At 47.5% G+C, this 25727-nt stretch carries 19 protein-coding genes and 2 pseudogenes; 11 read left to right on the top strand and 10 right to left on the bottom strand.

What is annotated here, in order from left to right; all coding sequences use genetic code 11:
* Positions 1-4: 4 nt before the first annotated feature.
* A complete protein-coding gene (gene gyrA, locus BM334_RS05755; protein WP_092839066.1) occupies positions 5-2656 on the bottom strand; it encodes a DNA topoisomerase (ATP-hydrolyzing) subunit A in 2652 nt (883 codons plus the stop codon).
* Positions 2657-2798: 142 nt separating this feature from the next.
* Here gyrA and ubiG point away from each other — a divergent pair, with 142 nt between their 5' ends.
* The 6 genes from ubiG to BM334_RS05785 all read left to right on the top strand — a co-directional run bounded on the left by ubiG (position 2799) and on the right by BM334_RS05785 (position 8757).
* The gene (ubiG, locus tag BM334_RS05760; protein WP_092839069.1) at positions 2799-3509 is read left to right on the top strand and encodes a bifunctional 2-polyprenyl-6-hydroxyphenol methylase/3-demethylubiquinol 3-O-methyltransferase UbiG; all 711 of its coding nucleotides are present in this window, start codon (positions 2799-2801) and stop codon (positions 3507-3509) included.
* Positions 3506-4168 (top strand): HAD family hydrolase, encoded by a 663-nt coding sequence (locus tag BM334_RS05765; protein ID WP_092839072.1) that lies wholly within the window; start codon positions 3506-3508, stop codon positions 4166-4168. Before ubiG ends, BM334_RS05765 begins: the two co-directional genes overlap by 4 nt.
* 379 nt (positions 4169-4547) lie before the next feature.
* A complete protein-coding gene (nrdA, locus tag BM334_RS05770) occupies positions 4548-6887 on the top strand; it encodes a class 1a ribonucleoside-diphosphate reductase subunit alpha (RefSeq protein ID WP_092839337.1) in 2340 nt (779 codons plus the stop codon).
* Between the two features lie 88 nt (positions 6888-6975).
* Positions 6976-8106, top strand: coding sequence for a class Ia ribonucleoside-diphosphate reductase subunit beta (gene nrdB, locus BM334_RS05775; protein ID WP_092839075.1), 1131 nt, complete (start codon positions 6976-6978; stop codon positions 8104-8106).
* Between the two features lie 18 nt (positions 8107-8124).
* Positions 8125-8388 (top strand): class I ribonucleotide reductase maintenance protein YfaE, encoded by a 264-nt coding sequence (yfaE, locus tag BM334_RS05780; RefSeq protein ID WP_092839079.1) that lies wholly within the window; start codon positions 8125-8127, stop codon positions 8386-8388.
* A 102-nt stretch (positions 8389-8490) separates the two neighbouring features.
* The gene (locus BM334_RS05785; RefSeq protein ID WP_055437845.1) at positions 8491-8757 is read left to right on the top strand and encodes a GrxA family glutaredoxin; all 267 of its coding nucleotides are present in this window, start codon (positions 8491-8493) and stop codon (positions 8755-8757) included.
* On the opposite strand, the gene hrpA is transcribed toward BM334_RS05785, so the two are convergent.
* The 3 genes from hrpA to BM334_RS05800 form a co-directional block, all read right to left on the bottom strand.
* Positions 8743-12477, bottom strand: a complete 3735-nt coding sequence (gene hrpA, locus BM334_RS05790; protein ID WP_241970907.1) for an ATP-dependent RNA helicase HrpA — start codon at positions 12475-12477, stop codon at positions 8743-8745. The genes BM334_RS05785 and hrpA overlap by 15 nt on opposite strands.
* Before the next feature lie 98 nt (positions 12478-12575).
* The gene (locus tag BM334_RS05795; protein WP_092839085.1) at positions 12576-12995 is read right to left on the bottom strand and encodes a CBS domain-containing protein; all 420 of its coding nucleotides are present in this window, start codon (positions 12993-12995) and stop codon (positions 12576-12578) included.
* 39 nt (positions 12996-13034) lie between these two features.
* Complete coding sequence (locus BM334_RS05800; protein WP_092839088.1) at positions 13035-14036, bottom strand: isoaspartyl peptidase/L-asparaginase family protein; 1002 nt, start codon at positions 14034-14036, stop codon at positions 13035-13037.
* Positions 14037-14358: 322 nt separating this feature from the next.
* Here BM334_RS05800 and sbcB point away from each other — a divergent pair, with 322 nt between their 5' ends.
* Together sbcB and BM334_RS05810 are read left to right on the top strand one after the other, a co-directional pair.
* A complete protein-coding gene (sbcB, locus tag BM334_RS05805; protein ID WP_092839092.1) occupies positions 14359-15792 on the top strand; it encodes an exodeoxyribonuclease I in 1434 nt (477 codons plus the stop codon).
* Positions 15761-17410 (top strand): GMC family oxidoreductase, encoded by a 1650-nt coding sequence (locus BM334_RS05810; protein WP_126801828.1) that lies wholly within the window; start codon positions 15761-15763, stop codon positions 17408-17410. The genes sbcB and BM334_RS05810 overlap by 32 nt, the downstream gene beginning before the upstream one ends.
* On the opposite strand, the gene BM334_RS05815 is transcribed toward BM334_RS05810, so the two are convergent.
* The gene (locus BM334_RS05815; RefSeq protein ID WP_092839095.1) at positions 17411-19744 is read right to left on the bottom strand and encodes an efflux RND transporter permease subunit; all 2334 of its coding nucleotides are present in this window, start codon (positions 19742-19744) and stop codon (positions 17411-17413) included. It lies immediately after the preceding gene.
* 15 nt (positions 19745-19759) lie between these two features.
* Positions 19760-20926, bottom strand: a complete 1167-nt coding sequence (locus tag BM334_RS05820; RefSeq protein WP_092839097.1) for a WD40/YVTN/BNR-like repeat-containing protein — start codon at positions 20924-20926, stop codon at positions 19760-19762.
* 222 nt (positions 20927-21148) lie between these two features.
* Here BM334_RS05820 and BM334_RS05825 point away from each other — a divergent pair, with 222 nt between their 5' ends.
* Complete coding sequence (locus BM334_RS05825; protein ID WP_092839100.1) at positions 21149-22504, top strand: DUF1329 domain-containing protein; 1356 nt, start codon at positions 21149-21151, stop codon at positions 22502-22504.
* A gap of 158 nt (positions 22505-22662) precedes the next feature.
* Here BM334_RS05825 and BM334_RS12685 read toward each other — a convergent pair whose 3' ends face one another.
* From BM334_RS12685 to BM334_RS05845, 4 genes are all read right to left on the bottom strand, one after another.
* Positions 22663-22881, bottom strand: coding sequence for a hypothetical protein (locus BM334_RS12685; protein WP_092839103.1), 219 nt, complete (start codon positions 22879-22881; stop codon positions 22663-22665).
* Positions 22878-23066 (bottom strand): hypothetical protein, encoded by a 189-nt coding sequence (locus BM334_RS05835; protein ID WP_092839106.1) that lies wholly within the window; start codon positions 23064-23066, stop codon positions 22878-22880. The genes BM334_RS12685 and BM334_RS05835 overlap by 4 nt, the downstream gene beginning before the upstream one ends.
* A gap of 540 nt (positions 23067-23606) precedes the next feature.
* Entirely contained in the window at positions 23607-24011 is a 405-nt protein-coding gene (locus BM334_RS05840; protein WP_092839109.1) for a hypothetical protein, read from the bottom strand.
* A 3-nt stretch (positions 24012-24014) separates the two neighbouring features.
* Entirely contained in the window at positions 24015-24413 is a 399-nt protein-coding gene (locus BM334_RS05845) for a hypothetical protein (protein ID WP_092839112.1), read from the bottom strand.
* A 122-nt stretch (positions 24414-24535) separates the two neighbouring features.
* Between BM334_RS05845 and BM334_RS12815 the strand changes: the two are divergent.
* A pseudogene (locus BM334_RS12815) lies at positions 24536-25362 on the top strand (IS3 family transposase); the annotation flags it as partial.
* Between the two features lie 90 nt (positions 25363-25452).
* Positions 25453-25716, top strand: a pseudogene (locus tag BM334_RS05860) (transposase); the annotation flags it as partial.
* Positions 25717-25727: the final 11 nt, after the last annotated feature.

Genomic DNA, 25727 nt, shown 5'->3' on the forward strand with positions numbered 1-25727 from the left:
GCAATTATTCCTCAGTTACGTCATCAACAGGTGCGTCATCCGCATCATCGTCTAAAGGTTCGTTGTTGTCTTCGCCGTCAACCGGCTCATTGAGCAACGCATCGGTTTCATCGTCTTCATCCACTTCGTCAATGCGCTGCATACCAACTACTTTTTCGTCAGCGCCAGTGCGAATTAAACGAACGCCTTGGGTGTTACGCCCAACCACTGATACTTCATTAACACGGGTACGTACTAAGGTACCTTTGTTGCTAATCAGCATAATTTGGTTGGTATCGACAACTTCCATAGCACCTACAACCAAGCCATTGCGCTCACTGACTTTAATAGACACAACGCCCTTGGTCGCACGACTTTTCGCCGGGTAATCGGTAATTGGTGTGCGTTTGCCGTAGCCATTTTCGGTCACGGTTAAAATAGTCGGCACTTCTTCTTCAATGGTCCGCGGCACAATCAGTGACACCACGCGTTGACCTTGTTCTAGGCGAATACCACGCACACCCGTTGCGGTGCGGCCCATGGAGCGAATTTGCTCTTCGCTAAAGCGAACCACTTTACCGGCATCCGAGAACAACATGACTTCGTCACCCGCGGTGGTTACGTCAACCCCGATAAGCTCATCGCCATCGTTCAGGTTCAAGGCAATAATACCGCCGCTACGAGGGCGTGAATAAGCCTCCATTGGGGTCTTTTTCACGGTACCGTTACGGGTCGCCATAACAATATATTTATCGTCTGGGTAGTCACGCGTCGGCAGAATAGCGGTAATGCGCTCATCAGCCTCAAGCGGCAACAAGTTCACAATAGGTCGGCCACGCGAAGTGCGCGTTGCCAACGGCAATTGATACACTTTCATCCAGTAAATACGGCCACGGGTTGAGAAGCACAAAATGGTGTCGTGCGTGTTCGCAACCCATAAACGCTCAATGAAATCTTCATCTTTCATCTTCGTGGCTGATTTACCTTTACCACCGCGACGCTGCGCTTCGTATTCGGTTAACGGTTGATACTTCACATAACCGTGATGCGACAAGGTCACCACCACGTCTTCTTCGTTAATTAAGTCTTCCATGCTGATGTCGTGCGCAGCTGCAGTAATTTCTGTACGGCGCGCATCGCCATATTCAGCCTTAATTTTTTCCAGCTCTTCGCGAATCACTTCCATCAAGCGTTCTGCGTTGTTCAAAATATGCAGTAGCTCTTCAATGATTTGCAGAAGGTTCTTGTATTCTTCAAGAATTTTCTCGTGCTCAAGGCCGGTTAACTTATGCAAACGCAAGTCCAAAATGGCCTGTGCTTGCTCTTCAGTTAAGTAATATTGGCCGTCACGAATGCCAAACTCAGCGCTTAAGTGATCAGGGCGTGCTGCATCAACACCAGCGCGTTCAAGCATGGCTGCAACGTCACCTAACTGCCACGCACGGCTGGTTAAGCCCGCTTTCGCGTCTGCTGCTGTTTGTGAGCGACGAATTAACTCAATAATTTCATCAATATTGGCCAGCGCAATGGCTAAGCCTTCTAAGATGTGTGCACGTTCACGTGCTTTGCGCAATTCATAAACCGAGCGACGTGTGACCACTTCACGGCGGTGTAAAATAAAGCACTCAAGCATGTCGCGCAGATTAAATAAACGTGGCTGGTTTTTATCCAAAGCAACCATGTTTATACCAAACACCACTTGCATTTGGGTGTTGGCATACAGATGGTTCAAAATGACTTCGGCAACTTCACCGCGCTTAATTTCAATGACAATGCGCATGCCGTCTTTATCAGACTCATCGCGCAGGCCACTGATCCCTTCAAGGCGTTTTTCTTTGACCAACTCAGCAATTTTTTCAATCAGCTTCGCTTTATTCACCTGGTAAGGAATTTCAGTCACGATAATGGCTTCGCGACCATTGCTGTCGGTTTCTACTTCCGCTTTGGCGCGCAAATGAATACGGCCACGACCGGTTTTGTAGGCTTCAATAATGCCAGCACGGCCAGAAATAGAAGCAGCCGTTGGAAAGTCAGGGCCAGGAATGTATTCCATCAATTCATCAATTTGAATATCTGGATTATCAATCATCGCCAAACAGCCGTTCACAACTTCAGTTAAGTTGTGTGGCGGAATATTGGTTGCCATACCGACGGCAATACCCGACGAACCATTGACTAAGAGATTCGGTACCCGAGTTGGCAATACTTCTGGAATTTGTTCGGTGCCGTCATAGTTCGGCACAAAGTCGACCGTTTCTTTATCAAGGTCGGAAAGTAATTCACTGGCAATTTTAGCCATTCGAATTTCGGTGTAACGCATTGCCGCAGCTGAGTCACCATCAACGGAACCGAAGTTACCTTGGCCATCAACCAACATGTAGCGTAATGAGAATGGTTGCGCCATACGTACGATGGTGTCGTACACTGCGCTGTCACCATGCGGGTGGTATTTACCGATAACGTCACCGACAATACGTGCCGACTTTTTGTAAGGCTTGTTAAAGTCGTTACGCAATTCATTCATCGCAAATAATACGCGACGGTGAACCGGTTTTAGACCATCACGAACGTCCGGTAACGCCCGCCCTACAATAACGCTCATGGCGTAATCAAGGTAAGAGCTCTTTAATTCATCTTCAATATTGACCGGAACGACTTCTCTGGCGAGATCACTCATAATAGTTATATCCCTAAACGATCTGTCTTTCTTATAATTCGTACGATTGCGCATTGTACCCGTAGCGAGGCGCTATCGCATCTTTTTTTATCCCTGTAGGTTGAGTACACTGTACCGACTTTTAAGCCGTAGCAGAAGCCCTATGAACCCAAATTCGAACGTTGATCCAGCAGAAATTGAAAAATTTAGTGCCATTGCCTCACGGTGGTGGGACCCCGAAGGCGAATTTAAACCGCTTCATTTAATTAACCCGTTACGTCTTGACTACATTTTGCAGCATTGCAACGGCGTGTTTGACCAGCAAGTGCTCGATATTGGCTGTGGTGGCGGTTTATTGGCTGAAGGCTTAGCGCGTGCGGGCGCACGGGTCACCGGCATTGATATGGCTGAGCAGTCGCTGCAAGTTGCCCGCTTGCATGCGTTAGAAAGCAAACTCGACATTACCTACGAGTTTGTACCAGCAGAACAATTTGCGGCCGAGCACACCGAACAGTTTGACGTAGTGACCTGCCTTGAAATGTTAGAACACGTGCCCGACCCAGCCGCCATTGTTAAAGCAGCTGCGCAGGCGGTGAAACCTGGTGGCTATGTGTTCTTTTCAACACTGAACCGCAATGCCAAGTCATGGTTACTCGGTATTGTGGCGGCTGAATACGTATTAGGTTGGGTACCGAAAGGAACTCATGAACATGCCAAGTTTATTCAACCCGCCGAGCTGTTACGTATGACCGATGCGGTCAAGCTCGAAGCCCAAGCTATGACCGGCATGCACTACTTGCCATGGCGCGGATTTTATCTTGATGATAGCAATGTCGACGTGAATTACATTGTCTGCCTGCGTAAACCGCTATGAAGTATTCCTTACCACAAGCCGTGCTGTTTGACTTAGACGGCACATTACTAGATACCGCACCCGACTTAGGTGCGGCTTTAAACCGCGTGTTAGCCGCCGAACAACGCCCACTGGTCAGTGCCGAGGAATATACGCCGTTGGCTTCACACGGTTCTGCTGGCCTTTTGCGTTATGCCTATGGCGACGAATTTGAGCAGCGCCGCGATGAGCTGCGTAGCGCTTTCCTTGCTGCTTATGCGGCCAACATTGCTGCACATACCAAACCCTTTCACGGGGTTGGTGAGTTGCTGCAGCAACTACAACAGCGCGCTATTCCTGTAGCCATTGTCACCAATAAGCCGCACGCATTAACAGCACAATTGGTGCCATGTTATCCAGAGTTTGCCCATATACAGGTGGTGATTAGTGGCGACACCTTAGCGGTTGCTAAGCCAAACCCCGAGCCCTTGTTGCACGCCGCCGACCTGTTACAAGTGGATGCTGCGAATTGTTGGTATATTGGCGACGCTGAACGCGACATTGAAGCTGGACGACGCGCCAATATGTTCACGGTGCTCGCTCGGTATGGCTATATAAGTGCCACCGATCAACCCGAAATTTGGGGTGCAAATGCCATGATTGACCGTCCTGAAGAATTGCTCGAATTGTGGTCTGAGTAATCCTTAAACACAAGATGTTGTGTCGAATGTAGGAATTTGCTGAACATCTTGTGAAACCCTTGTTAATCAACGCTTATAAATTAGTTATCTGAACATGTCGGTTAAAAGACAAAAAAATAATAAGAAAAATTTTTTCTGCTATTGATTTTCCTAAGCTGCTTTAATGGCAAGCGTTTTAGCGAAAGCCCCCACTTGCATTCAGCTTTTTTCCCCAATTTCGAGCGGTAAATTGTCTTGATCAGTGTGCGATAAGTGCTAGGATACAGGTCATTCGATCAACCCAAGATATTGTGTAAAAAACGCACGAGCAGCCCCTTACTGCACCATATCTTGTGGCTACACAAATATTATATAACAACAACGAATATGGATGCGCCTCATGAATCAACAGCTCTTCGTAACTAAACGTAGCGGCGAACGTGAACCTCTGAATTTGGATAAAATCCACCGCGTTATCAGCTGGGCCGCCGAAGGCCTCAACGACGTTTCAGTCTCACAAGTTGAAATCAAATCTCACATTCAGTTTTATGACGGCATTAAAACTGAAGATATTCATGAAACCATTATTAAAGCAGCCGCTGATTTAATTTCAGAAGAAGTGCCTGATTATCAGTACATGGCCGCTCGTTTGGCGATCTTCCATTTACGTAAACTGGCCTACAACCAGTTTGAGCCGCCGCACTTGTATGACCAAGTAACCAAAATGGTCGCTGCGGGCCGTTATGACAAGCATTTGTTAGAAGATTACAGCCAAGAAGAGTTTGAGCAAATGAATGATTTTATTGATCATTCTCGCGACTTAAACTTTTCATACGCGGCGGTAAAACAGCTCGAAGGTAAATACCTCGTACAAAACCGTGTCACCGGTGAAATTTACGAGAGCGCGCAATTTTTATACGTTCTTGTTGCGGCATGTTTGTTCGCAAACTACCCGAAAGACACGCGCATGGACTACATCAAGCGTTTTTACGACGCGACCTCAGAGTTCAAAATTTCACTACCGACACCGATTATGTCAGGTGTACGTACCCCGACGCGTCAATTCAGCTCATGTGTACTCATTGAAGCCGGCGACAGCCTTGACTCAATTAACGCCACTGCAAGCGCCATTGTGAAATATGTATCACAGCGCGCGGGCATTGGTATTAACGCGGGGCGTATTCGTGCACTGGGTAGCCCAATTCGCGGCGGTGAGGCCTTCCACACCGGCTGTATTCCGTTTTACAAATACTTCCAAACAGCGGTGAAGAGCTGCTCGCAAGGCGGAGTTCGTGGTGGTGCAGCCACCCTATTCTATCCGCTATGGCACCTTGAAGTAGAAAGCTTATTGGTTTTGAAGAACAACCGCGGCGTTGAAGAAAACCGCGTACGTCACCTAGACTATGGCGTGCAATTTAACCGCGTCATGTACCAACGTTTGATCAAAGACGATTACATTACTTTGTTTAGCCCGTCGGACGTTCCGGGCCTGTACGACTCATTCTTCGCCGACCAAGACGAGTTTGAGCGTTTATACAAACAGTACGAAGCTGACGATAACATTCGCAAAAAGCGCATTAAGGCTATCGAATTGTTTAGCTTGTTCATGCAAGAACGTGCCAGCACGGGCCGCATTTACTTGCAGAACGTTGACCACTGCAATACCCATAGTCCATTTGACCCGAAAGTGGCGCCGATTCGCCAGAGCAACTTATGCCTGGAAATCGCCCTGCCAACCAAGCCGTTGGCACATGTAAATGACGAAGAAGGTGAAATTGCCCTTTGCACGCTGTCCGCCTTTAACTTAGGCGCGATTAACACACTGGATGACCTTGACGAGATGGCCGAATTAGCCGTGCGCGCGCTTGATAGCCTACTCGATTACCAAGAATACCCAGTGCCGGCAGCGCGTAACGCCACCATGGGGCGCCGTACCTTAGGCATTGGTGTTATTAACTACGCTTATTATTTGGCGAAAAACGGTGTGCGCTACTCAGATGGCTCTGCCAACGGGCTTACCCATCGTACCTTTGAAGCAATTCAGTATTATCTAATGAAGGCTTCAATGAACTTAGCCAAAGAAAAAGGCGCCTGCCCTAAATTTAATGAAACCACGTATTCAAAAGGCATCATGCCAATTGATACCTATAAGAAAGATCTCGACACCATTTGTAGCGAGCCGCTGCAGCTTGATTGGGACAAATTACGTGAAGACATTAAAAAACATGGCATGCGTAACTCAACCTTATCGGCATTAATGCCGTCAGAAACGTCTTCGCAAATTTCTAACGCGACCAATGGTATTGAACCACCACGTGGCCATATCAGTGTGAAAGCGTCAAAAGACGGTATTACCAAGCAAGTGGTGCCAGAGTACGAAACGCTTAAAAATGCCTATGAACTGTTGTGGCAAATTCCAAGTAATAAGGGTTACTTAGAACTGGTTGGTATTATGCAAAAGTTTGTCGATCAAACTATTTCGGCCAATACCAACTATGACCCGAACAAGTTTGAAGCAGGCAAAGTACCCATGAAGCAATTGCTACAAGACTTGCTATATGCCTACAAACTTGGCGTAAAAACCCTTTACTATCACAACACGCGCGACGGTGCTTCTGACAATCAAGTCGATTTACGCGATAAAGTTGAAGCCAAAACTCGCGAACAAGAAAACCAACAAGCGACTGTTGCAGTCGTTGAAGAAGATGATGATTGCGCCGGCGGTGCTTGTAAAATCTAGTGTGGCCGTGCGAGCGGAAAGTCCAATTAAACGCCCGAACTTAACAACCAAGTTCGGGCAGTCCATTCAATAAATGGTGCGCTAAATTATGAGTTATTCAACCTTTAATAAAAATCAGATCAACCCGTTAAAAGAGCCGATGTTTTTTGGTAACTCGGTCAACGTAGCGCGGTATGATCAACAAAAACACAGTGTTTTTGAAAAGCTCATTGAAAAACAAATCAGCTTCTTTTGGCGTCCAGAAGAAGTTGATGTTAGCCGTGATCGGGTTGATTTCCAGGCATTGACCGAAAGTGAAAAGCACATTTTTATTTCAAACTTGAAATACCAAACGCTGCTTGACTCGGTACAAGGCCGTAGCCCAAATATCGCGCTGTTACCTATTGTGTCTATTCCAGAGCTAGAAACCTGGATAGAAACTTGGTCGTTTTTTGAAACCATTCACTCGCGCTCGTACACGCACATTTTGCGTAACCTATTTACCGACCCGAGCGAAGTATTTGAAGACATCGTAATTAACGAAGAAATTCAAAAGCGCGCCAATGACATCTCGAAATATTACGACGACCTCATTTTCTACACCCAGCTGTGGCAAACCCACGGTGAAGGTGAATGGGAAGTCGATGGCGCAAAGCACATCGTAAACATGCGCGAACTGAAAAAGAAATTGTTCTTGTGCATTAACTCAGTTAACGCCCTAGAAGCAGTTCGTTTTTACGTAAGCTTTGCATGTACATTCGCCTTTGCTGAGCGCGACTTAATGGAAGGTAACTCGAAAATTATTCGTCTTATTGCTCGTGACGAAAACCTTCACTTGGTGTCTACCCAGCAAATCATCAACTTATGGCAATACGGTCAAGACGACCCAGAAATGAAAGAAATTGCCGAAGAATTGCGCGAAGAAGCACTGCAAATTTTTATGAATGCGGTTGAGCAAGAAAAACAATGGGCGCACTACTTGTTTCGCAACGGTTCAATGATTGGCCTCAATGAAGAAATGCTCTGCCAATACGTTGAATACATTGCCAACATGCGCATGGAAGCCATTGGCTTTGACGCGCCATTTAAGCAACGTAGCAACCCATTACCCTGGATGAACAAGTATTTGGTGTCTGATAATGTGCAGGTAGCGCCGCAAGAAGCAGAAATCACCTCATACCTTGTTGGTCAAATCGATAGCGAAGTAAGCGCCTCCGATTTGGGAGACTTCGAGCTATAACTTGCCCTATGAGCGACAATGAGCCAAGTCTTTAAAGTTAAAGTCAACGGTCAGCACGAGCTGACCGTTGACGCTTCACAAGGTAACACTTTGCTTGAAGCGCTTGAGCAAGCAGGCCTTGAGCCGCACTACCATTGCCGCAATGGCTTTTGCGGTGCGTGTCGCGTGCAACTAACCGCCGGCGATGTCACCTATATCAATGACCCACTTGCTTTTATTCGCCCCGGTGACTGCTTAGCCTGTTGCTGTGTGCCCGCTTCAGACATTGAAATTAATCAATAATCGACCAAATCGATAAGCCATATCAAACAAACCCATTGGAAACTCGCGTCTGTTTATAGGAAAATACCCACCAGTTATTATTTTTAAAAACAGGAGTTGTTCATGTTTACTGTTATTTTCGGTCGCCCAGGTTGCCCATATTGCGTTCGCGCAAAACAAATTGCTGAAAAGCTAGCGGAAGATCGTGACGATTTCGAATTTCGCTATGTCGACATGCACGAAGAAGGCATTACCAAAGCTGACCTTGAAAAAACCGTTGGCGCACCAGTACTAACCGTACCGCAGATTTTCGTTGACGAAACCCACATTGGCGGCTGTACTGAATTTGAAGCCTATGCACGCGAAAATTTAAACTTATACGCTAGTTAATGCTTGTCGCACCCGCTTTTCCGAAATGGGATAGCGGGTGCCTAAGGTTTGCGCAAAAAAGCTCACACGGAGTTCTTCAAGCATCCATCGAATCTCGCTAATGTCTGCAGAAATAGGCTGCCCTTTTGGCACTTTAGCTAACAATTTCTGGTAATCACTCTGTAAATCAGTCAATACCAAGGTGTGTAGCCTATCTTTATTCGGATCAACCGGTAGTTTTTCTAAACGCCGCTCAATGGCTTGCAAATAACGCGGAATATCGCGCAATCGCTCAGCCCCAATATCGCTAACAAAGCCCCGATACACTAAATGATCTAACTGATCTTTAATATCGCCATGCGCCTGAATTTGGTCCAAGCTTACTTTGCCCTTTAAGCGCTTGCGAATGGCTTGGCTTTGCACTAAACAAGGCTCCACCAGTTGCGCAATAGCACTAACTCGTTCGTTTAACTCAGCGCGTGCATGCTCAAAAAGCTGTTTGAAGGCTTCGCTCGTTCGCGCTGGGTTGGCCGCTATAAACTCATCCAAAGCGGCCATAATGCAGTCGTGAATCAAGTCGTCAACTTTGCCCCACGGGTTGTAATACATGGCTAATTTGGCTTTATTTGAAAGCGATTGCTGCAAATAACGTACCGGCGATGGTAATTGCGCCAGCAATAAATGACGCAGGCCCTGGCGGTGTGCCTGCTCAGCTTGAATGGCGGTATCAAACAGCTCCTTGCGAACGCCTTCACCTTCAGGCACCAAGGCTGGATACGCCTTAATTGCATAACCGCGTTGTTGCTGCTCTAAAGTTTGCGGTAACTCACCAAACACCCATTCCGTTGCTGCTTGCGGCGTTTCGTCTGCTTGCTTCACGGCTTGGCTTAAAGCCTGCTTAACTTGCCCTTGCATGCTTTGCTGTAAAAACTCAAGGTCACGACTACTGCGCACCCGCACACCCTGCTCATTCACAGCAGCAAAATTCATTTGTAAATGGCGTGGAACTTGAGTGCTGTCCCATGCATCCGCGGGTATTGTCACACCTGTCATACGCCGCAGTTTACTCGCTAAGGCGTCTAATAGCGGTGTAGAAGCGATCAATTCAGCGCTGCAGTCTGCCAAAAATGCCTCAGCGTAATTCGGTGCGGGGACAAAGTTACGACGTAAGGTTTTCGGCAATGATTTAATCCACGCCACCACTAAGTCGTGGCGCAGAGCAGGAATCAGCCAATCAAAACCATCGGCTGTCACTTGGTTCAACAAAGCCAAGGGTATTTCAACCGTCACACCGTCGTCTTCTGCTGTAGGCTCAAATACGTAGCTAAGCTGCAGACGTATATTACCCTGCTGCCAGGTGTTTGGGTAATCCAACGCGGTCACATGGCTTGCGTCTTGCGCCATTAAATCATCACGCTCAAAGCGCAACAGTTTAGGTTGTTGTTTGACCGCCTTGTGCCACCAGCCAGCTAATAGTTGTTCGTTGTATATGCCAGCCGGAATATCGCGATCGTAAGCCGCATACAAGGCCTCGTCGTCTATCAAAATATCACGACGCCGTGACTTTTCTTCCAGCTCACGAACTTGCTCAATCAGCGCCAAGTTATGCGCGACAAAAGGTAACGGACGCTTCAGCTGGCCCTGGACGAGTGCTTCGCGTATAAAAATCTCACGCGCAGCAACAGGGTCAACCGGGCCAAACTGTACTTTACGCCGCGGTACGATAATCAAACCAAACAAGGTGACCTGTTCGTCGGCCACAACCGAGCCTTGCTTTTTCGAAAAGTGCGGCTCGTAATAATTGCGTTTCACTAAATGTTCGGCCGCCGGTTCAATCCATTCTGGCTCAATGCGCGCATTAGTACGCGCAAACAACCGAGAGGTTTCCACCATTTCAGCCGCCATGACCCACTTTGGTGACTTTTTAAATAAGCCAGAGCCGGGAAAAATATAGAACTTACGGTTGCGAGCACCCAAATACTCATGGCCTTCTTGCTTTTGCCCTAGTTGTGACAACATACCGGTTAGCAGTGCCCGGTGTACCGCCTCATAGCTAGCTGGCTCTTGGTTAATGCGAAAGCCTAAGCTCCGTACTGTTTGCCGTACTTGGGTGTATACGTCTTGCCATTCCCGCACTCGCAGAAAATGCAAAAACTCTTGTTTTAAGCGTTTTCTGAATTGCGTTTTCGATAATTCATGTTGCAGCTCGTTTAAATACGCCCACAACTTTAGGTAGCCTGCAAAGTCAGAATCTTTATCATGAAACCGCTGATGCAGCTCATCGGCTTTTTGCGCCCCTTGCTGTGGTCGCTCGCGTGGGTCTTGAATACTTAGTGCGGCCACAATCACCATCACTTCTTGCATACAACCAAATTGGTTCGCCGCCAACACCATACGTGCCAAACGCGGGTCAAGCGGTAACTGGGCAAGCTGTCGACCTAGCGTCGTTAAGCGTGGCCCATTGTAGCCACGTCGCTTCTTAGCCTGCCCTTTGCGCTGCGGTGCTAACGCATGGAGCTCTTGAAGCAGATTTAAGCCATCATTAATGTAGCGCTCATCAGGGCGCTCAATAAACGGAAATTTGCGAATATCGCCCAATTTCGCCGAGGTCATTTGCAGAATAACCGCCGCCAAATTGGTTCGTAAAATTTCCGGATCGGTATACTCGGGGCGCGCTAAATAATCCTCTTCGCTATACAAACGAATACAAATACCTGGCGCAACACGACCACAACGCCCAGCACGCTGGTTAGCGCTGGCTTGTGATATTTTCTCAATAGGCAGGCGCTGAACTTTGGTGCGATAGCTATATCGGCTTATACGGGCAGTACCTGGATCAATGACATAGCGAATTCCGGGTACGGTTAACGAGGTTTCCGCTACGTTGGTGGCAATAACCACGCGTCGCGAACTGTGGCTTTGAAAAATACGGTTTTGTTCGGCCGCAGATAGCCGCGCAAATAACGGCAAAATTTCAGTATTGGTTAGCTTTAACTCGCCAATGGCTTCAGCAAAATCACGAATTTCTCGCTCGCCACTAGCAAATATCAAAACATCGCCCGGCGCTTCGCGTTGCAGTTCTAGTAGTGCATCACACACGCCTTGTACGACGTCTAAGTCATCATTATCGGTGTCTGCGTCTTGCAGTGCACGGTACCGTACTTCAACTGGGTAGGTACGCCCACTTACGGTAATAATTGGGGCATTGCTAAAATGCTTAGAAAATCGCTCTGTTTCAATGGTGGCCGAGGTAATAATTAACTTCAACTCTGGCCGTTTTGGCAAAATGCTCGCCAACACGCCGAGTAAAAAATCAATATTCAGACTGCGCTCGTGTGCTTCATCAATAATTAATGCGTCGTAGCAGCTGAGCAAGCGGTCGTTTTGTAGCTCAGCCAATAACATGCCGTCAGTCACTAACTTGATACGAGTACCAGGCGCGGTTTCATCTTGAAAACGTACTTTGTAACCCACTACGCTGCCAAGTTCAGTTTGCAGTTCTTGCGCAATACGAGCAGCCACACTCCGCGCTGCTAACCGGCGCGGCTGGGTGTGACCAATCATGCGGCCTTGCTCTGGGTCGCCATAACCTAGCTCAAGCAGCATTTTGGGTAACTGGGTGGTTTTACCTGAGCCCGTTTCACCCGCAACAATCACCACCTGGTTCTTACTAATGGCGTTTTGAATGGTCTGTTTTTCTTGAACAACCGGCAATTCGGCTGGAAATTGAATGGCGTGCACGACAATCCTAATGGCAATAAAAAAGCTGACGCTAGTTTAACAGCGTCAGCTTAGCTTGTTAACGGCCTTTAACTCTAGTTATGACTTTAGTTATGACTTTAGTTATGACTATAGTTATCACCCAAGTGCGCATCTATAGCGCGTAATACGTCGGTGCGCGTAATCACTCCGACAACTTGTCGCTCGGTGTCGATAACCGGGTATATTTTAGGCCGGTTATTGGTCATGTGCTGCGCTAAGTCGGTAATATTCGACTCGGCATCCACGGTAACCACCTCACCGCGGTACATACAGTCAGCAACACTTGCGCCCTGCTCATTATGGTAAGTATCACGCAACATCGCGGCTAAACAGTCTTGCTCCGATAAAAAGCCAACTAGTTTGCGCTCAGCATCAACCACAGGCCCGCCGCGTTGCCCCGTTTGCAGCAACAAATCAACCGCAGCTTCAATGGTCATCTCTGGCTTGAAACTCACAGGGTGACGATTCATATAATCAACCACTTTTAACGACTGCATAGACACCTCACAAGTTTTGAATCCATACAGTAATTATAGTCAATCTTTATAAATCGCAACTTCCGCTTGGCCGCCCGCTTGGCGTTTTGCTCGGTACATACCTTCAGTGTTAAAAGGCATATGAACATTGCCATCCTTATCGACAATAATCACACCACCCGTGCCGCCAGCAGGTAACAACACGTCATGAATAACGGTGTCACCCGCTGTGACCACGTCTAATTGCTGATACTTCATGCGTGAACAAACATCCGCAGCCACATGGTAGCGAATAAAATACTCGCCATGCCCAGTGGCAGATACGGCACAACTATCGTTGTCAGCCCAAGTACCGGCACCAATAATCGGCGCATCGCCAATTCGGCCCCAACGCTTACCCGTCATACCGCCAGTAGATGTGCCGGCAGCCAAGTTGCCGTGTTTATCAAGCGCAACAGCACCAACGGTACCGTACTTAAAGTTATCATCCATGTGCGCCCACGCAGTTTTATCTTGCGGATTGCCTACTTGTTTTTTCATGCGCTGCAGGGCTTTGAAGCGCGCGTCGGTATTAAAATAACTGTTATCCACCAACTCAAGCCCTTGCTGCTTACCAAAAGCTTCGGCCCCTTCGCCGCTGAGCATAACGTGCACCGACTCTTCCATTACCTCTCGCGCCAACGCAATTGGGCTTTTAACGGTTTTAACGCTTGCCACAGCACCGGCTTCACGCGTCGCGCCATTCATAATGGACGCATCCAATTCATGGTGCCCATCCCAGGTATACACGGCGCCGCGTCCGGCATTAAACAGCGGTGAGTCTTCTAAAATTTGAATCGCCACAACAATAGCATCCATGCTGTCGCCACCTTTTTCCAGCACGGCATAGCCAGCATTCACAGCTTCTTGCAGCTTGGCTTCATATTGTGCTTCGCGCTCTGGGGTCATGCTGTCGCGGGTAATAGTGCCGGCACCACCGTGAATGGCGATGGCAAAGTTGTCTGCGGCAACGGCTTGCCCTGATGCCAGTGCCAATGCGGCTGTTAGTAGTAGTCGTTTCATTAAGTACCTCGTTGTTCGTTACTCGTGCGCTGCGCTGTTCGTCCGTGCTGCGCACTGTTCGTTGTTCGTTATTGGTTAGCCTTGTTTTAGTTTGAATTGTTTTTCGAATAACGACAAGCGCAGCGGTCGACACACACATAACGTTCATCGTAACCACGAGCAACGAACAGCGAAGCGCACGAACAGCGGAGCGGACGAATAGCGAAGCGGACGAACAGCGAAGCGGACGAACAGCGCAGCGCACGAACAACGCCTTTGCTCTAACCGCAAGATTCAGTTAAATTGAGGACATAATTTAACATACCGAAATCACGGAAATTTCATGACTCAGCCAACGTTTTACTGGCACGACTACGAAACCTGGGGTGCAAATCCGCAAACCGATCGCCCAGCGCAATTTGCAGGGCTTAGAACCACCTTTGATTTTGAACCGGTTGGGCGCCCGCTAACCATTTATAGCCAGCCCACGCCTGACTTCTTGCCGCATCCGCAAGCGGTACTTATTACCGGTATTACGCCGCAACATGCATTAGCACAAGGTATGTGCGAGGCTGCATTCGCCGAAAAAATTGCGGCGCAAATGAGCACGCCCGAAACGGTCATTGTGGGCTACAACAATATCGCCTTTGACGATGAAGTTACGCGCAACTTATTTTATCGCAATTTTATAGACCCATACGCGCACACCTGGCAGAGCAATAACAGCCGTTGGGACTTAATTGATTTAATGCGCGCCTGTTATGCATTGCGGCCCGAGGGTATCGAATGGCCCTATCACGACGATGGCCGGGTGAGCATGAAACTTGAAGATTTAACCCGCGCAAATGGCATTGATCACGGCCAAGCGCACGACGCGATGTCTGACGTTTACGCCACCATGGCGGTTGCAAAGAAAGTTAAGGAGGCGCAGCCACGGTTGTTCGATTACGCGTTTGGGCTACGTCGTAAGCAAGCGGTTAGCCAACAAATTCAGTTAACTCAGTTTACCCCACTTGCGCACATCAGCCCGTTTTATGGCGCGCACAATGGCTACCTCAGCGTGATTATGCCGCTGGCCTATCACCCTGAACAGCCTAACAGCGTGGTGTATTGGGATTTACGTTGTAACCCAAGTGCTATCGCTTCGCTAGACGAAGCACAGTTAATCGAGCGACGTTTTACCCGCCGCAGCGAACTTGCCGACCAAGGCATAGAACCTTTCGGAGGCGGCCAGTTTGCGGTCAATAAATGCCCGTTTGTTGCCCCGATCAAAGTCATTGACGAAGCAGCGCAACAGCGCTGGAGCATTGATTTTGAACAGTGCGAACGCCATCGCCAGCAACTTATCTCTGACCCGCAACTGCGTGAACGTATTATCAATGCGACAACCCATGCACGTGAGTTTGAGGCCCACCACGACCCCGATTTAATGCTCTACAGCGGTGACTTTTTCAGTGATCAAGACCGATCCAATATGGCGATCATTCGTGCAACAGAACCTGATCAACTAGCCGGCTTAGCGCTTAATTTTGCCGATAGCCGTGTGCCAGAAATGCTATTTCGCTACCGCGCACGAAATTACCCTGCCACCTTGAATGACAGTGAGCTTCAGCGCTGGCGTAGCTTCTGCCAACAACGGTTGATGTCACCGCCGGCTAAAGCGCTTAGTGCTGAGCAGTTTATGATTGAGCTAGAAAACGCCAGCATGTTACACGCTGAAAACACCAAAGCCATGCGCTTGCTGAATGACCTATACCGATATGTTCAAAGCCTCTAACTTACATTTTGACTATGTTATTGTCGGCGGCGGCAGCGCCGGCTGTGTGCTTGCAAACCGGCTTAGCGAGTGTGGCAACTACCGGGTTGCGCTCATTGAAGCTGGCGGTAATGGCCAATCCTTTTTTAGCGACATGCCAGGTGGCGTCATCCGCTTTATGCACAGCCGTAAGTTTAATTGGCTTTTTCGTAGCAGTGATCCGGCACCACTGCGCTCAGGTAAAGGCTTTTATACCCCACGCGGGAAAGGCCTTGGCGGTAGCAGCATGATCAATGCCATGATCTACACCCGTGGTCTACCCAGTGACTATGACCATTGGGCGGCTGTCAGTTCAGCTGACTGGGCTTGGCACAATATTCTGCCGCGTTTTAAAAAATTAGAGAACAATCAACGCGGAGCAAATAACTTTCATGGTGCCGAAGGCCCTCTGCATGTCAGTGACGTCCCCACCCACTTTGCCGCCGCGCGGTTGTTTGTTGACGCCGGCGTTGCTGCTGGCATTCCCTACAACGCCGACTTTAATGGTGAAACTTTAGAGGGCGTGGGCCCTTTTCAATTTACCATTCTCAATAACCAACGTTGGAGTGTGCGAAAGGCTTTCTTACAACCCGCCTTAGCACGTAAAAACTTAACCGTGTTGACCAATAGCCTGGTTGAGCGGGTTGTGTTTGAACATCATGGCCACCGACCTAAAGCCTGCGGGGTTCAATTTCGGCATAAAAACCGCAGCTATATTGCCACCGCACGCCGTGAAGTCATTCTTAGTGGCGGCGCCATCAACTCACCCCAGCTGTTAATGCTATCGGGTGTTGGTCCAGCAAGCCATTTAGCGGAGTTTGGTATTCCTCTTGTCGCCGATAGCCCACAGGTTGGGCAGAACTTGCAAGAGCATGTCGACGTGATGGTTCATTATAAAAACCGCAAAAAAGACGGCATTAGTTTGGCGCCTATTGGTTTAGCGAAAATGACAGCTGCTCTGTGGCAGTATGCATTTAAAAAGCGCGGCGCCCTTGCCGTTCCCCCGGCCGAAACTGGCGGTTTTATTCGCAGTTCTGAACGAGTAAAAGAGCCCGATTTGCAACTGCATTTTGTCTCCACACGCTTTAATGACAGCGGCTGGGATATTTGGCCAGCATTGACCAACGGCTATGCGTGCCATGTGTGCGTGCTGCGCCCACAAGCGCGCGGTGAACTTAAGCTCAATAGTACTGATGCGGCAGATAAGCCGTGCTTTACCTACAACTTTCTAGACAATGAAGCCGACCGAACGACACTTTTAAACGGTGTTAAACAGGTACGGAACATTATGGCGCAGGCCCCGTTAGCCGAACATAACGGTGGCGAAATTTGGCCAGGGCCAACGGCAAATGATGACGAGCTCATGAAAAAAATTGAGCAGAACTTAGGCTTAATTTATCACCCTACTAGTACCTGCCGAATGGGAAATGACGCCAGTGCCGTGGTTGATCCTCAGCTACGTGTCAAGGGTGTGGAAAGTTTGCGTGTTATTGATGCATCTATTATGCCGACGGTTCTTAGCGGCAATACCAACGCACCAACCATGGTGATAGCCGATGTGGGCGCCGACTTTATGTTAGCCGACGCCCAACACCACTAATTAGTGAATTTGCTTGCCAAAGCGCGCGAAGAAGCGCGCAAAGGCTGGAATAAGTATCAAGGCGCCTAACATGTTCCATAAGAACATAAAGGTGAGCAAAATACCCATATCCGCTTGGAATTTAATTGGCGAGAAGATCCAGGTTGCCACACCAATAGCCAAGGTTAAGCCAGTGAAACCAACCGCTTTACCGGTGTTTTCTAAAGCATATTTGTAGCTATCGTTTAAGTGCATTCCTTGGGCTAAGCCCTCGCGAATTTTGGTGTAAATATAAATACCATAGTCAACACCAATACCCACACCAAGTGCAATAACTGGCAAGGTTGCAACTTTCACACCAATACCCAACACGGCCATTAAGCCTTGGCTCATCACCGTGGTAAGCATGAGCGGCAAAATAATACAGGTTACTGTACGAATGCTGCGGAAGGTAATTAAACACAGCACAATAACAACGCCATAAACCCACAACAGCATTTTGGTTTGCGCGCCTTCAATAACCGAGTTGGTCGCCGCTTCAATACCCGAGTTACCCGCTGCCATAAGCAGTTCTAGGCCCTCTTGTTGGTATTGCTGATTAAACGCGTTTACTGAAGCAACCACAGTTTGCAGCGTTTCAGCTTTATGGTCATTCAGGTAAATAATAATCGGCGCCATTGAACAGTCGGGGTTAATCAACCCTGGCGGCGTACGGTTGGTGTTCGCATTTAACACGTACTGATTACGGTTCAGGCTAAACCATTTCAAGTTACCTTCGTTCAAGCCGTAAGAGCCCATTTTGGCGACATACACCACAGACTTCACATCTTGTACGCCTGGGGTATTTTCCATATGCCAGCTAAAACGATCCATGACCTCTAAGTTGTCATAGGCAATACACTGGCTCGGCGCTGTTTCCGCCATAACGACGAAAATATCCGTACTTGAACTGTAGTTATCAACTATGAACTTATTATCAAGGTTGTAACGGCTGTCTGGGCGCAGCTCAGGCGCACCGGCATCAAGGTCACCAATTTTCATTTGCTGGCTGTACACCAAGCCCCAAGTTAAACCGATTAATGCCACAACAATGGCGCTGTAAGCCCATTTAGGCTGCGAAAAACGCCCAAAGAAAGCCAATACGGGGTGCTGTTCACCGCGAGCTTCGCCCGTGTAGGCAACGCCTTTCGCTGACACGCCAGTGTAAGACATTAAAATTGGCAATAAGCCCAAGTTGGTTAATACCACAACGGCAACACCAATACTGGCGGCAATGGCGAGTTCTTGAATGACTTCAATGTCGATAACCATCAAGGTCGTAAAGCCAATTGCATCTGAAACCAACGCGGTTAAACCGGCAACATAAAGCGAACGAAACGCTAAACGGCTGGCGGCAAATTTGTCATGGCCATCAACGCGGTTGTTACTAATGGCGTTAATGATCTGTACGCCGTGGCTGACACCAATGGCGAACACCAAAAACGGCACCAACATGGAATACGGGTTAATGCCCGAACCAATCAGCTCAATAATACCCAGCTGCCAAACCACGGCGATAATAGAGCACGACAACACCGCAAATGCACTACGCCAGCAGCGGCTGTACCAAAACAGCATGAGCAAGGTAATAACAATGGCGATGACAAAAAACAAACCAACTTGGTAAGCTCCTTCTATAAGATCGCCAATAACTTTGGCGAAACCGGTAATATGAACTTTAACCGAATCAGATTGATACTTGTCGCGAATTTGTTCTTCAAGTTTCTGTGAAAGTTGTTGGTAATCAAGGGCTTCGCCAGTATCTGGGTTCACTTCATTCAGTGGCACTAAAATAAGTGCAGACTTGAAGTTGTTCGCCACCAAGTTACCCACTTCGCCTGAACGCAATACGTTAGTACGTAGCTGATCAAGCGCACGCTCTGAAGCATCCCAGTTATCTGGTATAACCGGCCCGCCGACAAAGCCTTCTTCGGTGACTTCGCTCCAACGTACGTTCGGTGTCCAAATACTTTTTAAGCCGCTGCGATTCACGCCCGGAATAAAAAACACTTCGTCGGTTATTTCTTGCAGCGTTTTTTGAAACTCAGCGGTAAAAATATCCCCTTCAGTGGTTTCCACCGCAATACGAACCACGTTACCTAAACTAGCCAAGTCTTCTTGGTGCTTAAAATAGTTCTGAATAAATTCATGCTGGGTTGGAATCATTTTGGTGAAGCTTGCTTCAGGGCGAACCTGGCTTGCATGCCATGCCAAAAACGCAGTTAATGCTGCGAATATAACAAACCACAACGGGCGGAAATTGAATAGCGCGCGCTCTAACCACACGCTGTTTGACTCAATCGACTTATCAGTCATACGGCTATAATTCCTTTATTCTTGAGCTTGTGCAGCTGCTTCGGTGGCAAAATCGGCGATTTCAAGCACACCGCGTTGGCCAACGACCGTTAAGCGGCCGTCGCCATGAGCAACTAAGTCGGTTAACGCGGCGCCAGAGCTATGGGTCATTTGCTCAATATTACCATTGGCATTAACCCAACCGATCACACCGGCGTTGCCAACCAGATAAACGCCGCCGTTAGGCGCATCAACAATAGCGTTGATATTCACCGCGTCGTCTAATTTAATCTGACTAAAGCTGTCGCCTTGGTCCGAGCTGACGAAAATATTTCCACGTAGCCCTACCACCCATAAACGCTCGCTAGCATCTACGTGCAAGCCAAAAAATGAGCCATTATAAGGCGAGTCCATCAGCTCCCAGCTGTCGCCTTGATCGGCGCTGCGAAAAATCTGCCCGGCTTCACCCGCGATATACACAAATTCGCCATCGCTAGCCAATGCATTTAAATGGTAGCCATCTGGATTATCGACGCGTTCATCTAAAATTTGCCAGCTGTTGCCGCCATCGACCGAGCGAATTAAGGTGCCATAAGCACCAACCGCCAAAATGACGTCGTTGCTTAAAGCTCGAATATCTAGAAATGGTTTAGTTGGGCCATCTTCTTTGGCATATGTTGCGTTGTCTAATAAGAACAAAGCATTGTCTAAAGCGAACAGAATGTCGTCTTCTGCGTCAGGGTCTGAGCCATCAAACTGCTCTTGTTTGGCGGTAAGTTCATCGACAAGTTGCTGAAAATGTTCAATCTGCAAGTCAATAAACTGAAAACCATCTAATTGCAGTTGCCAAGTTTTACCGCCATCCGTTGTGGCGGCGATCACGCCATGGTGCCCTGCGGCCCAGCCATTTTGGTCATCAATAAAGTCAACTGACGTAAATAACACGCTGGTTGGTACATCAGCTTGTTGCCAATCGTTACTCGCGTTATCGCGGTATAGCACTACGCCATAATCACCAACGGCTATGGTAGAACTAGAGGTTTGGGTAATTTCAGTAAGCACTGTACGTGGTGCTTTTGCGGCTTTCATTGCCGGCGCGTAAATCACCTCATAATCAGTGATTGTGTCGCTATTTGCGAGTGCCGGAGCGCCATTTAAGGTGGCTACGACAAGTGCACCAGCGCAAGCTGTCGCTTTTATCATGGAACCCTCGTAAAAATTCTGAGTCTTATATCTTGTAAATAGTTGCAAATTTCCAATTCGCGATACATGCTATGGAAAAATAACTAGAGGTCAAACCAGCTGATACCTTACAACGAACAAGGTTGTAAGGCTAGTGTCAGATGGTGATTTAAATTTGTTTCGTTTTGATGTAGCTTTATGTAAGTAAAGCATGCATATGAAGAACAACAAGGAAAAAGCACAATGAATAAAATGATGCTAAAAGCCGGTATTTTTGCGCTATCGGTCGTGTCTGCAAGTGTCATGGCAAAAGTTAGCCCTGAAGAAGCAGCACGATTAGGAAATGATTTAACGCCTGTTGGCGCGGTTACCGCCGGTAACGCCGATGGCACTATTCCTGCTTGGACAGGTGGTTACAGCAAGCAAGCTGACGGCGAAATCCCTGAGCGCCCTGCTGACCCATTTGCTGATGAAAAGCCGCTGTACACCATTACAGCTGCAAACCTAGAAGAATATAAAGATCTTCTTTCTGCTGGCCAAATGGCGATGTTTAAGAAGTATCCTGATTACAAAATGCACGTTTACCCAACGCATCGCACCGCGGCTTACCCACAAGAAGTGTATGACGTGATTGCAAAGAATGCGGTAAACGCCGAAATGGTTGCTGGTGGTAACGGTTTATCTAACTTCGATAAACACATTCCTTTCCCAGTTCCACAAAACGGTTTAGAAGTTATCTGGAACCACATTACCCGCTATCGTGGTGGTGCTGTACAGCGCTTAGTAAACCAGTTCCCAGTATTAGAAAACGGTGACTTCGTACCGGTATTACTACGTGAATCATTAGTATTCCCTGAGTACTTGAAAACGGGCCGTGAGTCTGCCGACGACAACGTGTTGTTCTATTTCTTACAAGAAGTTTTAGCACCAGCGCGTATGACAGGTACGGTATTGTTGGTTCACGAAACCATTGACCAAGTAAAAGAAGCGCGTCGTGCATGGTTGTACAACGCTGGTCAGCGTCGTGTTCGTAAAGCGCCATCGGTTGCTTATGACGGCCCAGGTACAGCATCTGACGGCTTACGTACGTCTGACGGCTTAGACATGTTCAACGGTGCCCCAGACAAATACAACTGGGAACTCGTTGGCAAAAAAGAAATGCTCATTCCATACAACAACTACAAGTTGATGGACACCAACCTTTCTTATGACGACATCATTGGCCCAGGCCACATGAACCAAGACTACGTGCGTTACGAGAAGCACCGTGTGTGGGAAGTAAAAGGCACATTGAAAGATGGCGAGCGTCATATTTACGCAACCCGTCATATGTTTATTGACGAAGACACGTGGACAGCGTCGGTGATTGACCATTACGACGGTCGTGGCGAATTGTGGCGTGTAGCAGAAGCCTACAACACCCAGTTCTACTACCACGATACCCCGTGGATGGCTGCTGAAGCACTGTACGACTTAAACTCTGGTCGTTACATTTTGCTTGGCTTAGCGAACGAAGAAAGTGAATACATGGACTTCGACATTGAGCCACAGCGCAGCGACTTCTCAACAGGTGCTCTGCGCCGTATGGGTATTCGTTAATAAATAGCTTTTCGCAAAACAAAAAGCCGGCCTCTATAGCCTAATGCCAGTCAGTTAAGCGCTGACTGGCATTTTTTCGAAAATTTCAAATACCCAGACTACCTGCCCGCTGTGTCAACCTAAGCATGCACCAGCCTGATTTTAAGTTAACATATAAACTATGGGTGACTTAGAAGATGATTATGCCCAAGCTTAAAACCCAAATAATACCCAACTGTATTAGTCGGTGAATCCGCGCAATGTAATGGGTCATTTCCACCCAGTAAACCGCGCAGGGTTGCCGGTAAGTTCGCTTCTAAGCTGCCGTGGCGAGGTTTCCCAAAAGGGTCTTTGCTGTGGTGCTCAATCACGGTATTATCGGCATTGCTCAGCGTCACACCACCGAGCCTAAACGGACGCGGTGTGTATATGCAATCCTGTGATGGCCGCCCTCGGTGCCTGGCGCGTGGTCAGTAATTATCGAAATATCTTCAATGTAACTGCGAATAATGTAATGACTACCGCTTTGACTTACCACCACCTTTTCAAGCTGATCGATGTTGTCATACGTACATGTGACCATGCTGCCACTGTCTTTAAGAAACTATGCACTGCGCATCTGTCTGCGACTAATTGGCAGAATAGTGAACACCCTATCTTACTGCACCAAGACTTTGTTCACTAATTAACACATATGGAATAAATACAAAGCCATCATCAATCGGCGTCAACTGCTCAAAATATATTATCCCGTGTTCATAGGAGTAAATATATTTTACGACTGGTTTTTGGGGCGTATGAAGATAACTATTATCGACAATTAGCCGAAGATGAGGCAGCATGACTCAAACAAATACGCCTCCGAATTTACCGGTTCGATTCACATCTTTATATTTGCGGGGATTGGTAACTTTCGAGTTTTTGATACTTGGGGTGGATGTTCTGTAATCTTCTAAGTTGCTGATATTACTCATTCAGGTTCTCCATAACTTTCGAGATTATACCTCAAAATGGGAATGTTTTGGAGATGGTGGCGATTGCTAGTAATGCTGGAGTGGGTGTGGAACTGTGATGATGGGTGACTCAGGATCCCGCAGGGATCCTGAGCTAAAGAACACTACCACTATTTACTTACTTTAAGGAAAGTCCACGCCAGTACAATGCTTAGAATTAACGCAAAACTCTCGCCTAGCTCATCTTTACTTGGCAGGGTGAGTAACTTCGAAAGATGCGAAGGGGAATACACAATTGATATTGCCAACACTAAGCTTAATACAGTAGCTAACAGTACATACGGTAGCCCTCTATGTAAGCTAAAATGCGCCAAAGCTACAAGCAAAGCAACCTGAATGAAAATCTGTAAGGATATTACTCGCCAAAACACTTCGGCCCCACCTTTCGCGGCAGACTCCATGATTGGAAACCCTTTAAATAAAAAGCTGTGGGCAAAAAACAAAGCAAAAAATATGAAAACATCTAGTGCCAGCAAGTTCGCCAAGTAAGGCATGGCTTCAGTTATTTTTTTCATTATCTATCTCCCATGTCTTGCTTGTGACATCATTGCTTGCCCCAACTCAATACGGTGGTACGTGTCCCAAAAATTGAATTTACCGTTGTACTTCTTATCAATATATTGAAGGCTGTTTTGCATTATTTTTGGCATAAACTGTCGCCCAGCAAGGAATGTAGAGTTCAATAATATTCGGCTAGATGTTGGAGCATTTGTACCAAATCTATTAACAGTAAAACTCTCGACAAACCCTTGCTCCCTCCTAACAAGGAAGTTATCTAGCTTTTGACCTCGAATACTTATAGCTCCAGACATCAAATCATTGAATGCAGCCTTGTTTTTATCGTATAGGTCCACACCCAAATCATTCAAATAATCATGAGTATCGCCAGCAGTAAAGAAGTCTCCTATTTTTAACATTGTTTCTTGTTGAGCAAAAAGTCATTTAAGTCACCAGCGACACCAAACCAAACAGTATCCCCCTCTGGCAGGATAGTTGGCACTACTTAAAATTTAACCAGTTGGGGCGTTAAGGTTTGATTGTGCCACGCTATTCAGAAGAACGTAAGCAAGTAGTTCTTAGTAAATTATTACCGCCGTTAAATATGACGGTAGCAGAAGTATCTCGAGTTGAGGGCATTGGCCTGCAAACTTTGTATAATTGGCGCGATAAAGCCAAATTACAGGGGCGTCCAGTGCCAGGAAATAAACCAACACCAGACCAATGGTCACCAGAAGCAAAGCTTGCTGTGGTTATCGAAACAAGCGCTCTGAATGAAGCGGAGCTCAGTGAATACTGCCGTGCTAAAGGACTCTATGTCGAGCAAGTCAAAGCGTGGAAAGCAGACTCACTAAAAGGCTTTGCAAGTTCACGCGAGCAAGAGCTCGAAGCCAAGCAGCAACGCAAAGCAGATCGCAAAGAGATTAAACAACTTAAGCGCGAGCTTCGCCATAAAGAAAAAGCATTGGCAGAGACCGCAGCATTACTGGTGTTAAGAAAAAAGCTGGATGCGCTTTGGGAGAACGACAGCGAGGACGATTGACCTCGGTCTCAGAGCGCACACAATATGTAACGTGGATACGTGAAGCAAAAGAATCAGGTGCTCGATTGCCGTTGGCTTGCGAAGAAGCGGGTATCAGTTTACGTACCTATAAGCGCTGGTATCAGAATGGCAAAGTGCTTACGGACAAACGTCCGGATGCTGTGCGTACAGAGCCAGCGAATAAGCTCTCAGCGGCTGAACAGGCAATTATATTAAACGTCAGCAATGAGAAGCGCTTTGCCAGTTTACCGCCGACGCAGATTGTACCGACGTTGCTTGATGAGGGCCTTTATTATGGCTCCGAATCAACTTTTTACCGGGTGCTTAAGCCCAACCTAGCCACACTGTAATCCCCCCGAAAAATCGGAGCAGTTATAAGTAGAAAATTCCGTTAAACTAAAACGAAGGAGTTTTCTATGCGCAAATCACGATACACAGACAGTCAGATCTTAGCGATTCTGAAACAAAACGAGAACGGTGTACCTGTTCCAGAGCTTTGCCGTGAACACGGCATGAGCTCAGCTCAATTTTATAAATGGCGCGCCAAGTTTGGTGGCATGGACGCATCTATGATGAAGCGTCTTAAAGATCTTGAGGACGAAAATAAGCGTCTCAAGAAAATGTATGCCGAAGAGCGACTCAAGGCTGAGATCCGCAAGGAAGCCCTTGAGGGAAAGCTGTAAAGCCATCT

Source organism: Pseudidiomarina donghaiensis, from assembly GCF_900116895.1.
In the GTDB taxonomy this organism is placed as follows: Bacteria; Pseudomonadota; Gammaproteobacteria; order Enterobacterales; family Alteromonadaceae; genus Pseudidiomarina; species Pseudidiomarina donghaiensis.

Coding starts and splice junctions, on each gene's coding strand:
- yfaE (WP_092839079.1), top strand. CDS start 8,125: ATGAGCCAAGTCTTTAAAGTTAAAGTCAACGGTCAGCACGAGCTGACC.
- BM334_RS05845 (WP_092839112.1), bottom strand. CDS start 24,413: ATGTTAAAAATAGGAGACTTCTTTACTGCTGGCGATACTCATGATTAT.
- nrdA (WP_092839337.1), top strand. CDS start 4,548: ATGAATCAACAGCTCTTCGTAACTAAACGTAGCGGCGAACGTGAACCT.
- ubiG (WP_092839069.1), top strand. CDS start 2,799: ATGAACCCAAATTCGAACGTTGATCCAGCAGAAATTGAAAAATTTAGT.
- BM334_RS05795 (WP_092839085.1), bottom strand. CDS start 12,995: ATGCAGTCGTTAAAAGTGGTTGATTATATGAATCGTCACCCTGTGAGT.
- BM334_RS05840 (WP_092839109.1), bottom strand. CDS start 24,011: ATGAAAAAAATAACTGAAGCCATGCCTTACTTGGCGAACTTGCTGGCA.
- sbcB (WP_092839092.1), top strand. CDS start 14,359: ATGACTCAGCCAACGTTTTACTGGCACGACTACGAAACCTGGGGTGCA.
- BM334_RS05785 (WP_055437845.1), top strand. CDS start 8,491: ATGTTTACTGTTATTTTCGGTCGCCCAGGTTGCCCATATTGCGTTCGC.
- BM334_RS05815 (WP_092839095.1), bottom strand. CDS start 19,744: ATGACTGATAAGTCGATTGAGTCAAACAGCGTGTGGTTAGAGCGCGCG.
- BM334_RS05820 (WP_092839097.1), bottom strand. CDS start 20,926: ATGATAAAAGCGACAGCTTGCGCTGGTGCACTTGTCGTAGCCACCTTA.
- BM334_RS05835 (WP_092839106.1), bottom strand. CDS start 23,066: ATGGTCACATGTACGTATGACAACATCGATCAGCTTGAAAAGGTGGTG.
- nrdB (WP_092839075.1), top strand. CDS start 6,976: ATGAGTTATTCAACCTTTAATAAAAATCAGATCAACCCGTTAAAAGAG.
- BM334_RS05825 (WP_092839100.1), top strand. CDS start 21,149: ATGAATAAAATGATGCTAAAAGCCGGTATTTTTGCGCTATCGGTCGTG.
- BM334_RS05800 (WP_092839088.1), bottom strand. CDS start 14,036: ATGAAACGACTACTACTAACAGCCGCATTGGCACTGGCATCAGGGCAA.
- gyrA (WP_092839066.1), bottom strand. CDS start 2,656: ATGAGTGATCTCGCCAGAGAAGTCGTTCCGGTCAATATTGAAGATGAA.
- BM334_RS05765 (WP_092839072.1), top strand. CDS start 3,506: ATGAAGTATTCCTTACCACAAGCCGTGCTGTTTGACTTAGACGGCACA.
- BM334_RS05810 (WP_126801828.1), top strand. CDS start 15,761: ATGACCTATACCGATATGTTCAAAGCCTCTAACTTACATTTTGACTAT.